This is a genomic window from Halalkalibacter akibai JCM 9157, from assembly GCF_000513135.1.
GTDB classification, from domain to species: Bacteria; Bacillota; Bacilli; order Bacillales; family Bacillaceae_D; genus Halalkalibacter; species Halalkalibacter akibai.
The window spans coordinates 26,867-38,727 of sequence record NZ_BAUV01000040.1 but is presented as its reverse complement, the minus strand read 5'-3'; the positions used below and the strand labels follow the sequence as shown (position 1 = coordinate 38,727).

The 11,861-nt window shown below is 32.8% G+C and carries 11 protein-coding genes and 1 pseudogene; 4 read left to right on the top strand and 8 right to left on the bottom strand.

Annotation, left to right across the window (positions count from 1 at the left end):
- Positions 1–297: 297 nt before the first annotated feature.
- From JCM9157_RS17740 to JCM9157_RS17725, 4 genes and pseudogenes are all read right to left on the bottom strand, one after another.
- Positions 298–566: pseudogene (locus JCM9157_RS17740) on the bottom strand (GNAT family N-acetyltransferase); the annotation flags it as partial.
- Positions 567–1,202: 636 nt separating this feature from the next.
- Complete coding sequence (locus tag JCM9157_RS17735; protein ID WP_035666836.1) at positions 1,203–3,347, bottom strand: DEAD/DEAH box helicase; 2,145 nt, start codon at positions 3,345–3,347, stop codon at positions 1,203–1,205.
- Positions 3,344–4,189, bottom strand: coding sequence for a HamA C-terminal domain-containing protein (locus JCM9157_RS17730; RefSeq protein WP_035666834.1), 846 nt, complete (start codon positions 4,187–4,189; stop codon positions 3,344–3,346). Before JCM9157_RS17730 ends, JCM9157_RS17735 begins: the two co-directional genes overlap by 4 nt.
- Before the next feature lie 130 nt (positions 4,190–4,319).
- Positions 4,320–5,321, bottom strand: a complete 1,002-nt coding sequence (locus JCM9157_RS17725) for a DUF3231 family protein (RefSeq protein ID WP_035666832.1) — start codon at positions 5,319–5,321, stop codon at positions 4,320–4,322.
- 369 nt (positions 5,322–5,690) lie between these two features.
- On the opposite strand from JCM9157_RS17725, the gene JCM9157_RS17720 reads away from it, so the two are divergent.
- The 3 genes from JCM9157_RS17720 (at position 5,691) to JCM9157_RS17715 (ending at position 7,138) form a co-directional block, all read left to right on the top strand.
- Positions 5,691–6,149 carry a CBO0543 family protein gene (locus JCM9157_RS17720; RefSeq protein ID WP_035666830.1) on the top strand — a complete coding sequence of 153 codons (459 nt, stop codon included), beginning with the start codon at positions 5,691–5,693 and terminating at the stop codon, positions 6,147–6,149.
- Between the two features lie 404 nt (positions 6,150–6,553).
- Entirely contained in the window at positions 6,554–6,697 is a 144-nt protein-coding gene (locus JCM9157_RS24715) for a hypothetical protein (protein ID WP_156321504.1), read from the top strand.
- A gap of 120 nt (positions 6,698–6,817) precedes the next feature.
- Positions 6,818–7,138, top strand: coding sequence for a hypothetical protein (locus JCM9157_RS17715; protein ID WP_035666827.1), 321 nt, complete (start codon positions 6,818–6,820; stop codon positions 7,136–7,138).
- Positions 7,139–7,257: 119 nt separating this feature from the next.
- Here the strand turns inward: JCM9157_RS17715 and JCM9157_RS17710 are convergent, their stop codons facing one another.
- Both JCM9157_RS17710 and JCM9157_RS17705 read right to left on the bottom strand, forming a co-directional pair.
- The gene (locus tag JCM9157_RS17710) at positions 7,258–7,875 is read right to left on the bottom strand and encodes an HAD family hydrolase (RefSeq protein ID WP_035666824.1); all 618 of its coding nucleotides are present in this window, start codon (positions 7,873–7,875) and stop codon (positions 7,258–7,260) included.
- Positions 7,876–7,892: 17 nt separating this feature from the next.
- Complete coding sequence (locus tag JCM9157_RS17705) at positions 7,893–8,360, bottom strand: DMP19 family protein (protein WP_035666822.1); 468 nt, start codon at positions 8,358–8,360, stop codon at positions 7,893–7,895.
- A 230-nt stretch (positions 8,361–8,590) separates the two neighbouring features.
- Between JCM9157_RS17705 and JCM9157_RS17700 the strand changes: the two genes are divergently transcribed.
- Positions 8,591–8,974, top strand: a complete 384-nt coding sequence (locus JCM9157_RS17700) for a hypothetical protein (protein ID WP_035666820.1) — start codon at positions 8,591–8,593, stop codon at positions 8,972–8,974.
- Between the two features lie 891 nt (positions 8,975–9,865).
- Here the strand turns inward: JCM9157_RS17700 and JCM9157_RS17695 are convergent.
- Both JCM9157_RS17695 and JCM9157_RS17690 read right to left on the bottom strand, forming a co-directional pair.
- A complete protein-coding gene (locus JCM9157_RS17695; protein WP_035666818.1) occupies positions 9,866–10,843 on the bottom strand; it encodes a toll/interleukin-1 receptor domain-containing protein in 978 nt (325 codons plus the stop codon).
- A gap of 24 nt (positions 10,844–10,867) precedes the next feature.
- Positions 10,868–11,635: a hypothetical protein gene (locus tag JCM9157_RS17690; protein ID WP_035666815.1), complete on the bottom strand. Its 768-nt coding sequence runs from the start codon at positions 11,633–11,635 to the stop codon at positions 10,868–10,870.
- Positions 11,636–11,861: the final 226 nt, after the last annotated feature.

Here is an 11,861-nt window from a genome sequence, read left to right as displayed (position 1 = left end):
TACAAGGGTGGGGTAGAAAGTCACAAACATAACGGAATCTATAGGTGATATCGTCTAATGCGTAATTGATGAAAAAAATAGAATGACTTCAATGATTATATTAATTATTAGCATTTATCCTTCTCAAATTCCGCCGAAGTCTAAATATAACAGTATATTTAGTTTACAAGCACTCAAGTTCAATCTGACATTTCAATTTTAACAGTGCGTAAGTTCAATTTACCTGTTAACGCAGTTAAACGCATCGGATTCAATCCCATGCGTTTAACGTTATACCTATATATATATCTTAATTGACTAAGAATGATTTCTTAGCAGCCATTCATGTTTTAGAATACTCATTTCCCATAAACTCCAATATTAATTTCCCTTTTTCTAGCATCTCTTAGTAAACCATCTTTAACAAATCCAGCTTTCTCATAACAAGCTGTTGCTGATTCATTAAAATCAAATACACCTAAACTCACTCTATGTAATTTCAATTGGTCAAATGCTATGTTTAGAGTCGCTCCTATCATTTGCTTTCCAATACACAACCCTCTGATGTTTCCATCTCCTATTACTAACCCTGTTTCCTTATAACACACTAATGTGTCTGTGTTACATGTTTAAGATAAGATTCTAGTTATTGCTCCGTTAATGGAAAAGCGTTTAAAGTAAGTTAATGTAATCCTATAAATTTCCTCTTCATAAATAATTCCTTCTGTAATAATTATACATTCAAGAGAGAATCACTAAGAAGGTTCACTTTTGTATAAATTTAATGGAGGATTTTAACATGTACTATGTTTTTTCATTGACTTTTATTTTGAGGTAGCTACATTTGTAACAAGGAAATATAAACATCCGATATTCAAAATATTATCAACCACTTTTTTAATTTGAAATCTTTCAAAAATAACATTTGGATTCTTAGATGTTTTAAGTAAAATAGGTATATTATTTTTGAAAGGTTTTCTTATGATATGTATTCTTCTATATCTTATGCATGAAAAAGCAAGGTTACTTTTAAGCAACCTTGCTTTATATATATTAACTCCCTATAAGATAGGAAGGTAATATTACTTTATGCATTCAAAATTGTTTCGTTACTCTTTTCTTTAAATTCATTAATATCTATACGCCCAGAAAATGACTTCTACTGAAGAGTTTCAACCAACAAGCGCACTTCGCTTTTTCGTTGACTCGCCTCATAGTAATAGCTAGTTTCTTAAGAAATCCTTTAACAGTTTGAGCTCAAATGCATCAAGTTCTATTTCGTTAATGTGTAAACTTCTGATTTGTGCAATGACTTTATCTAAATCTTCTTCTTTCTCTATCTCTTTTAAATTTAGATACGGCTCCAGTTTCCGCAAGAGAGAAATTGGCAAACCAAATTCCTGTAGCGCAGATAAAGCTGGGGTACAAAAAGCTGCTTCAATTGTGGACGCATAAAAGCGATAATCTCCACAGGTTTTTCCATGTTGCTTAAAAACAGATTCCTGAATTTCTTGAAGACCTAATAATAATTTAGGAAATCGAAATTCAAACCAATTGCGACTTATTTTGGTTGCTTTTTGTACAGCTTTATCTACATTGTCCTTATCACTTGTTACAAAAAAATCTATAAATCGTGCCATATTTGATTTGAATCTCACATATTTGTTAACGTATAAGGCTAGCTGTTTTCCGGAATATACTTCGTCCCGAGTATTTGCAAAACGTAAGTATTTATATAGCAGTTCACAAGTTACCCTTAATTGGTCGTAAGTAGGATAGCTTGTCCACCCCAAAAATTTATGATAATAATCTACATTTTCATGGAGGAGTTGAGCTAGCTCAACTTGTCCTCTTACAGGAATATTATTGTTCTTCTTGATTATTTCAATATCAAGGACATTTTGTTCCTTATATGGTTTTAATTTTTCAATGGAATCGTCTTTCAAATCTTTCTCCTCTACTTGAATGAGTATTTCATCTGAAGCGTTATCTTGTGTGAACCATGGAAAATCGACATCTACATCTATATCTTCTGGAGGAGTATAGAAAGAAAAGACACGACCAACAAAGTGTTTCGTCATTCTCCCTGCTCTTCCTCGTATATTCCTATAGTCAAAAAAGGAAATAAGGTCCCTCCCTTTTTTATTATCATACACAATGACATTTTTTGCTGTTGTGTTGATGCCTTCAATTAAAGTGCTCGTACAAAACAGGTACTTTATATTTCCTTTGTTAAACTCTTCAACTATATAGCGTCCTAAGTGTCTAGGCATAGAACCATGATGGAAAGCAATACCGTGCCTCAATGCGTCAATTAACAACCATTCTGGATGAATATTTTTCTCAATCCATTCGATAGAATCTGTATGTGAAGTATTTTTATCTAAGAAGGTTTTCCCTTTATCCAGAAATTTTTTTACATACTTTTCCGCACTACCAGGAGACTTGCAATATATCATCGTTGGTTCTCTTAACTGCTGAACCAGTTCAACTAACTGGTCAAATTCTTTGTTTTTTTTCCGCTTTATATAGATTTCATCGCAAGCAACAGTCGTATACTCAGAAGGTATAAACTTGCAACCATACCTTTCCTCAAAACCAGAAGGAATAGATGCGATATTCGGTCCCAATAAATAGAACTTATCTGTACACTTTAATAGTTTGTAAAAAGCATGATTTAAGACATTTAACCGTTCATCTTCACTTCTTGAACTGTCCAACTTGTAGAATTCATCAATAATAAAAAAATCAATATTGGGAATCTGTTCGATTTCTATTAGCCTCTCAGCTGTTAGAATAAAGACGTTTCTTTCATCAAACGATTGTTTAGAAGAGAATATTAATTTGTAATCTTTTGCATATTTCATTAGTTTCATTCTTGTTTCGTCTATCAGTGCTAGTGTCGGTAAGATAATGACAATATTGTTGTATTCCCGAGAAGCCACTATTTCTTCAATAAGTAAACTTTTTCCAAAGCTTGTTGGAGCACTTAAAATAACACTTTGTTTATTATATAAAGAATCATACACCTCTGCTTGTTTTTGATGCATAACAATATCAGGGATATGTTCCGAGCGATAAAATTCATACCTCAACAAAGTCCTTACAGATGCCTTATCTAAATCTTGCAAATATGGAAAATACCCAAATCTCTCTATATAGTCATTTAATATCGTCCGCGCTTCTATCGGCAATACATCTGCCTTATCTAATAGTCTTAACAGGATGTCTCTCGCACTTCCCTCTGTATCTTCTTTTTGAATAGAAGCAGTTAACCAAGAGAATATAGAAAAGCACTCGTCCATACTTAAATCTATTTTATGTTCTAGCAATTGCTTTATTTGATAATATTCAGTGTTTGTTTTCATATTAGTTGTAATATCCTTAATTTCTCATGTAATTTATCTACTAATTTCTTTTTATCTTCGAATGGAATTAATATTAGTACAATATCTACATTAGGTAGTTCGTTGCCTCTAAAGACATCGTGATATTCATTAAGTTCACTTATTAAGTGTTTTTTATATTCTTCGCAAGCTTGACTAAACGAACGGACAACCTTGCTATCATAAGTAAGTAAAACTGGAATCTTGATTCGACTAAATATCTTATCTAAACTCGTCCTTTCGTCAATTAATCGCTTTAGTCTATCCGAATATTCCCAACTATCATCGATTTTATTATTAATAAACAAAAACTCATTTCTTAAATATACTTTATCTACATGCGCGTGTAACTCTGGTAACACGTCTCTAATGGCATTTCTAATATTGTTATAGAATTTCACTTCTCCAAGCCATAACTCCAAATCATTATCACGAGGTACAATATGTACCGCATCAAATCCTTTAACTGTTTCATTTGGACCGTCTTTATAGTACATTTTCGAAATGGCAGGTACAGAACCAAAATAATCCCTCATAACGATATGAAGTAATATCTCTCCAAACTCTCCTCTTTTTCCATATTTTTCGGTTGCGTACACGGTCTTAGCTGCTCTTCTTAACTTTCTTTGTGCATTAATGGCTGTAATGGTTTGTTCAGATGCTGGCAGTGCAAAATCCAACAAAGCTGAGAAAATCAAGTCAACTAATGCTTCATACCTAAACTCTTCAAATTCATACCCTACAGAGAATGCTCTGAATTGTATTTCTTCAATAAATTGGTCAAATATCAAATCAGATTCAAAAATCGGTGCATCTGTCGTCATCCTATCCCTCCATTAACAACATTTTCTTTGATGATGTACTGAGTAAAATTTTAACATAATTTTGAAATCATGATATGCAGAGCTTTTATATTTTCTGGATTTACATCTTCAATTTTGAATCGGTCTTTTATTATAATTGATTACGTTCTTCCATTTGCGGTGGTTCTTCCATCCAACCATTGTTAATCATAATTTTTGCACCTTTATGAGCATATTGCAGGGTATCTTTCATAAAAGCTGCCATTTTAACGGGCAAGTCATTTCTCATACTGAATGCCGTCCCTAAAGAATTACCACCCAAAGCAAAACTACAGAATAAGCTGGTACAGTACATCATGAGTTTATCAGAAAACGGAGCAACAGTTGAAAGTGTCGGATTCCCACCAGGTGACATAGGGGTATGAATATTGTCATCAAGTAAAATCTCACTTAACTCTTTAATAATGCTCTTAGCTAGAGTTGCGCCTTCGATAAAATATTTTCTGACTTCTTCTTTAGTGGCACATTGAGCAAATCCAGTTATCATGTTCATCCCTAAAACATTACTATCAATTATATGATAAAGATGAGCGACTTCTATTGAATTTAATGTTCTTCTTTTAGTGAATGGATTTATTTGTAATCCACTTAAGTAGTTTGTATCTTTAACAAACCCAACAGCTTTCGGCATGTTAACATAAGGAGGACGAGCAATCATACCTTTTTCAAGTAAGTATTGCGTACATAAATGGTAATATTTTTGTGTAATATCTGTAAGTTCATCATACAACAAAACGATATCTTCTCGGTAAGACATTGTCATATTTAATGAATGCAATGCCATACTAATCTCTTTCAACAATCGGACAAACATAATATCAAATCCATTGTCGTATAATTTCGGTACTTCTTTATGAACATCATGCTCAGTGAATGCAATGGGAACGGCTGCACCTTCGCGCTTTAAAATTGCTGCTATTTTATTAACACATTGGTCAATTTCCCCATACAAATCATTCATAATATTCTCTGCTTTATCATCATCAGCTTTTTCTATAAAATAATCTAACATTCGTAAAATCATTGTTTTTTCTTGATAAGTAAGCCATAACGTCCCAAGCTCTGAAGATGTAATTGCAGGATTTTCTGGCATCAGTTGTTCCTCCTATTATTAAGTTCAGTATAGGATAACCATTACATAAATGGTTATTCGAGAAACTAGCAAAAACTGAACATCTTTTATATCTGCTACATCTCACTACATAAACTATAGCCAACAAGGAAGATTTAATATCACATCGTCTCACAATACACATAGCTATCTTTATTAATAATCAGGATAATAGCACATCCTTTATCTTGTCATTATACTGAGTTCTCTATCTACAATATAAAAAAATGATTACTCAATTCAGTATTGGTGTTCTCGTGATTAATGTAATTATACCGCCTCCCTGAGCCCTATGTAGAACCATGAATAAAGTCTCCATTTATTAGGATACTTAAATAAGAGGTGGTTTTTATGAAAGAAAAAGGTGAATATTTCTTTTTGGTCATAACGACAATAACAGGCTTAACTTTATTGCCTTTTGCTATTTTTAAACGTTTGTTTAAAGACTGGATTATTGTTTACTTGGTTAGTGCTACTGAAAATTTTTTAACAGATGAGTATTTAACATCGAGAGGATTTTTATCATACAACAAGAAGCTATTTCCTTGGTTAAAAGGGCATCTCCCCTTTGATTTAATCCTTTTTCCATTATTGATTCTTTATTATAATCAGTGGACCCTAAACAACAAACCAGTTGGAGCTTTTTTGAAACTATTTCCTTTCGCTATCCCTCTCATACTTATTGAAGCAGTGGCTGAAAAGAAAACCAACCTAATATCCTGGAAAAAGGGTTGGTCTTGGTATCACTCTTTGCTATGTAGAACGTTCATAGCATTTATTAAAATGATAAATAACAGAAGGGGTTCATAGAACACCTAAATACAACAAATATTTAATTTCTTCTGTCTTGTTAAGGAGACAACCAATCTATTAATGTTGTTCTCTTTTTTTATTTTATTCTAAGAAAAACATAGTTTCTCAATCGGACGGTTCATCTTCAAGTTACCTTTTTCATTTTTGCAACTCACAAAAAAAACCATAACTTTAAATGAATGACCTCTATTCTCTATCATTCTAAACCATCCTCTTAAATATACTGTCTTGCTTTTTTGACAAAATAAAAAAGAACTCACACCGATTCACAACATATTGTGTTTATCGAATTATTAAAATCTATATATTGATTTTAAGTAGAATAAGTTGATATAATGAAAAAGCAGAAAGGGCGGATGAATCTTCCAATCTATGAAGTTCTAGGAAAGGTGGTGATAGAGATGACTAGACGTTTTAATGTTTCTAAATTTAAAAGTGAAATGAGAAGAGCTGAGAGTAAGTTAAAACGAGATATAAGAAAAGCAGAGAGAGAGATTAATACAGAATTGCGTAAAATGGAAAGAGAAATAAAAAAGAGCTTCTAAGTGTTGCACCACCTAGAAACTCTAAAAAATATTCGCTAATTATATCTTATAGCTCTTTCCCATATAAAAACAAGAGGGAGCTTACGTTCGCTTTCAAACAACATATGATAGGAGTGTCCTATGATTAAAATTAATGGCTTAAACGAATTTCAACGTAAAATTAAGCAACTCGAAGATAATGCAAAAGCATTACAGGGAGAGAACTCTATTTCATTTAATGAGTTGTTTTCAGGCACATTTATGAAAAAACATACTAATTTTCTGTCTATCGATGATATGTTTAAGAACTCTAGTTTTAAAATCGACTCCATAGAAGACTTTGAAGCTATTGATAAAGCAAGTTTGGACGAGTTTGTAAATTCAACAACTAACTTTATAACATGGTCTGACATGCAGGAAAAGGCAGTAACTGAATGGACTGCTAAGAAATTAGGATTTTAATCATTCGCAGGAACAGTTCCAACTGATTTGGAACTGTTCCTTTTTTATTTTAATTTCCGGTCTTCTTACTCCTACTTTTATTCGCAATCTTTGGTATTCAACCGCTATCGTTAACTAGTTTAGAATATGTTTAAAAGCTCATCAAATCTTTTAATAGAATAATCATATTCACTTGTTTGACCGAAACCGTATTCGATATACACAAATGGAATTTTAGCAAATTTAGAAGCTTTTAAATCACCATCTGTATCACCAACGTAAACAGGCTTGTTCAGATTATTTCTTTCCACAATTAGCTGAATGTTTTCACCTTTAGATAACCCGGTTCTGCCTGGATTCTCATAATCCAAAAAGTATTTCTCTAATTTATGATACTTGTAAAATGCTTCTATATATCCATCTTGACAGTTGCTTACAATATATAGCTTATATCTTTGTGATAGAACTGCTAGTACAGATTCCACATTTTCATATAAATGACCGCCATGTTCTTCTAAATATACGTTTTCTAGCGCACAACATTCCTCTAACAACTCTTCCTGTGCTCTTTCATCTAAATGCGGAAAAAGCTTAGTGCCTATTTCTTGTATTTGGAGTCCCATTGTACTTGTAAAGTCTTCTCTTGTAACCTCTTTTTTTGCTTGGTTGGACTGCTTCAAAATATGATTCCAAGCAATCAACACCGTATCTATTGGGTCCCATAAGGTTCCATCTAAATCAAAAATAATGCTATCCATAAATAATCCCCCTAACGCTATCCCTCTATGTCAATTAAATCCCTATAGATGATAACAAAATAGTTTTCCAATAACTCCCCTAATTTTCCGTTAAGATTTTCATATTTGCTATCCGCCTTCTTAACAACTTCATAAAATTCCTCTTCGTCAACCTCACCATTTTCTAACGCTTGGAATAGTCCCCACAATTCCCCCACGTATTCTTTTACAATTTTGGAATAATCAATTGCACCTATTCTCTTAAGATTACTTGTGAGTTCCTGTAAGTAATGTACGATTCCAACTTCCTCGATATACCATGAAAACCCATTCAGCAAACCTTCATGTCCCCCACTTTCAAGTTCAGAGTAGTAACTATAGACCATGTACGTATCATTAGCTATTTCATTCTCCGTTGGAAAGGTATACTCACACATAGCTGAGATAACTGCATTCCATATATCTTCCTTAGTACCTAAATCTTCTATTCTCATTTTATATTTCATAAAGTGTTTTCCCCTCCGAAATAATCACATTTTAAGATTAATTATAAATAATTAACTTATCAGAGTAATATGCTCTTTGCTACCGTAACAAATTCTTTTTTGGAGAAGTTCACAACTTATCGCTGCTCCATTACGTATACTTCGTAAAAGTAAGCAACTTTTACATATTCTAAATCTTGGAAGGATGAAATAGATTGTACTAGTAAGACAAACCTTTAGGAGGGAATCAGATGACACTTAAAAACGTTTTACAAACATTAGGAACTGTTTTTACAATTGTTTTAAGCTTTTCCGCATTAAGACTATCCATGTATAACAAAGAGATGGAAGTCGCTTATAACTCCAAGCTTAATTTGCTGGAATCCGGTTTGCTTTTTGCAGCTGTTGCAGTGATGGTCATGACTGGTATAAGCTATTTCAACTCCAGAGTTGAACATGATGGGGCAGCTTATGTATTGCATATTATAGTTGCTTTAGCTCATGTCATTCTTCTTCCAATCACTCTGATGATTGCTGATTTAAAAGTCCATTTTGGTCAAAATTGGTGGTTGGCATTAATAGGTGTCTTTCTTTTATTTGCGTGGGCTCATAGGAACAAAGAAGTGAGGAACTAGAATGAAAAGCGATGCTCTTCTTTATTAAAGCATCGCTTTTCGGTTTCAATGACTGTATATACTTTCAAAAGTTATTATTTCGTTTTCTGTTTTTATAATATACATCCCTTGTTTCAATATATTAATACTATTCATTCAGGAAGACCTGTCTTATTGTTTTGAATTTTATTACATAACATAAAATAAATCAGACGCAAATGGCAATTCTCCAGTCCAACAAAGCATTTATTTTCAACTCAACATCTATCTTGATTGTTTCCTGATTCTATTGTAAACTAAAAGTGACCAAACCAATGGACTCTTTATCTAATCTAAGATATTGAGTCTTTTTTTTATTGTCATGAATAGACTCCTTTAAATAAAAATATAAACAATTCATGTTTCTGCAAACCTTCTTAATACAGAATGTTTTATTCTAAATAACATCTCTTACTTCCCCAAATAACCACAATACAAACTAACTATTATGGATAAATTTATTGACACCGTGTAATAGACTGGGTGTAAAGTGATTCTTATTTTCTTATTTTCTTACACTTACTTAGGGAGCTGGGTTGCAAAAGACCTAATGGATTACTCGATTGATTCAAAACCGGAAGAAGAACCTTCTGCCTACCAAATAGAAGGTTCTTTTTCTTTTTCTCGGAATTACTTAATAGGTAGAAAAAGTTAAGCCTCGTGTACTCAAGGGTTTGGACCTAAAAGTACGTGGACTAAGAACGACGAGAACTTGCGACCAAAGTTACCTCGTGTTCCTGTTGTTCTTGAACGAACGAGCTAACCTTCTATTTACGAAAACAAAACGTACGTTATGTGGGTATAAGACCGACTAGCAGTAACACTTCAAAAATTAAAATAAACAAGACCAACAATGTTGGTCTGAAAGAAACATTATTTTATATACGGCAAAAGGTGATTTTTCCATATTTCCTTCACGATTAAATTTGGATTTTGGGCTTCATTGTTCCCAAAGATATTCATAGTCATTTTCAGTCTAAGATTCTTGTTATGGTCAATTTCATGAACAATGGCTTCGTTATAAGAATTGTCATTAAAAATAGCTGATTGCCTACCATAAGACAAATGTATGCTAGCTTGTCTAAATACACTACTTGACTCTAACCATACCTTAAGACCTGTCACATATTGACCATCGATATAAACATGGTAAACTGATTTTGCACTTTCTTGTGATTCCGCAGTAAACTCAAAGTTAGCATTAGATTCTTGTACTTTTGTAAACAATTCTTTTAATAAGTCGTTAATTTCTCTGAACTTTTCATGCATAAATAAATGAATATCCCTATCCGTAATACGTTTTAAGTTAGGAATCTCTACATCAGTAATTTCAGAGAATGAAGGCGATGTACTTCTTCTTGGCTTTAGTTCTGGCATTTTCCCTATTGGTTCTATTTCTAATAAAGGGACCTCATAAATTCTATGTAATAATTCAGTAAAAGCATTTTCATAATTTTTATTACTCGAGAAATCTATCGCATAGTAGCCTTTAAGGTGAAATGGAAAAGCCTTTTGAAATCCGCTGTTACTCCTGACCACAAATATTAATTTTTCAGGATGCTCTTGTAGCAACGGTAAAGAAAGTAACGTTTCAAAACCAACACCACCTTGAAAACTATTTGCTTTTTCGGCATACTGCTCGGTTAATACTATCACAATGTAGTCAGTATCCTTCATATTTGTAATCATCATTTGATTTAAATTCACAGTGCTTGACTGTGTAATGTATCTATCAAATGATGCTTCAATCCCATTCCTTCTAAGGTTACTAACTAAGTCCATCACCCATTGTTTATGCTCCTCGTTATCCCAACTATAACTAATAAATGCTTTTCTTGTTCTTTCTTCCATCACATACACTCCCTAAGAAATGATTTAATATTTTCTAGGTTGCCAATCGCCATTTATATAATTAATGGACCCCGGCATTCCTACAGCGTTCCACAAAACATCAAAAGCTGGTTTTAACATCTTTGCTATGTTATCTTCTTGCCTTGTAACAACTTTAGGCAAACGAATCTCTTCTCTATCTATTACATCATAATAACCTGAAGAAAGAGAACAATCTTTAACATTTAACAAAGAAACGGCTACCAAAAAAGTATTGCTGTCTGCTCTTAGCTCTTTTAGGAAACTAAAGTATTTAGGTAATTTCTTTATCAAGCAACTTTCAAGTTGCGTTCCATAGATTTCTTTATTATCCGGGTTAAAAAAGGCTATATCTGCCGCTTCAATTATCCCATTACGGAATAGCTGAACATAAGAACTCTTTGAATGGTAACTTAAGAAACCATCGGCATTGAATCTGTTGTCATAACCTCTATTAGATAAGAGTGGAAACAGGTGTGTATGCTCTCTCGAACTAGAAATATCTAAATAAAGCTCCTTCTCTTGGTATGGTATAACATGGAGCAGTACCAGCGTCTCAGAACTTAATTGGATTGATGCCTGATTATTTTTTAGGTCGATAATTCGTTTTTCAATAAACGTGTTTATTCTATTATCCATTTCTTTCTGCTTCTGGTGTTGGATAAAATCTAGGACGAGTGATAGAACTAAACTTATTTCTTTCTGTGACTGAAAGGGACTTCCCTCATCTGACTTCTCATCAGGAAGTTGTACCTCTTTATTCTCTTCTTGCATCCTATGACCCCCTGTCAACATTATGTTTTATATCTAACCATAGATATCATGTTTTCCTTAATACAATTATAGTCAAATTGAATGGTTTAGGTCTAGGGAAATAGCAACACATAGCCCTGTACACAAAAACAGATATCCTTTCAAGTGAAAGGTGTACCTGTTATTTTTATTAAACTGTCAAATATCATTGTATTCTTTATTTTCATGATGTGTTTTATAAGTAATG

Coding starts and splice junctions, on each gene's coding strand:
- JCM9157_RS17735 (WP_035666836.1), bottom strand. CDS start 3,347: ATGAAAACAAACACTGAATATTATCAAATAAAGCAATTGCTAGAACAT.
- JCM9157_RS17690 (WP_035666815.1), bottom strand. CDS start 11,635: ATGCAAGAAGAGAATAAAGAGGTACAACTTCCTGATGAGAAGTCAGAT.
- JCM9157_RS17695 (WP_035666818.1), bottom strand. CDS start 10,843: ATGGAAGAAAGAACAAGAAAAGCATTTATTAGTTATAGTTGGGATAAC.
- JCM9157_RS17730 (WP_035666834.1), bottom strand. CDS start 4,189: ATGACGACAGATGCACCGATTTTTGAATCTGATTTGATATTTGACCAA.
- JCM9157_RS17705 (WP_035666822.1), bottom strand. CDS start 8,360: ATGAAATATAAAATGAGAATAGAAGATTTAGGTACTAAGGAAGATATA.
- JCM9157_RS17710 (WP_035666824.1), bottom strand. CDS start 7,875: ATGGATAGCATTATTTTTGATTTAGATGGAACCTTATGGGACCCAATA.
- JCM9157_RS17725 (WP_035666832.1), bottom strand. CDS start 5,321: ATGCCAGAAAATCCTGCAATTACATCTTCAGAGCTTGGGACGTTATGG.
- JCM9157_RS17715 (WP_035666827.1), top strand. CDS start 6,818: ATGATTAAAATTAATGGCTTAAACGAATTTCAACGTAAAATTAAGCAA.
- JCM9157_RS17720 (WP_035666830.1), top strand. CDS start 5,691: ATGAAAGAAAAAGGTGAATATTTCTTTTTGGTCATAACGACAATAACA.
- JCM9157_RS17700 (WP_035666820.1), top strand. CDS start 8,591: ATGACACTTAAAAACGTTTTACAAACATTAGGAACTGTTTTTACAATT.
- JCM9157_RS24715 (WP_156321504.1), top strand. CDS start 6,554: ATGACTAGACGTTTTAATGTTTCTAAATTTAAAAGTGAAATGAGAAGA.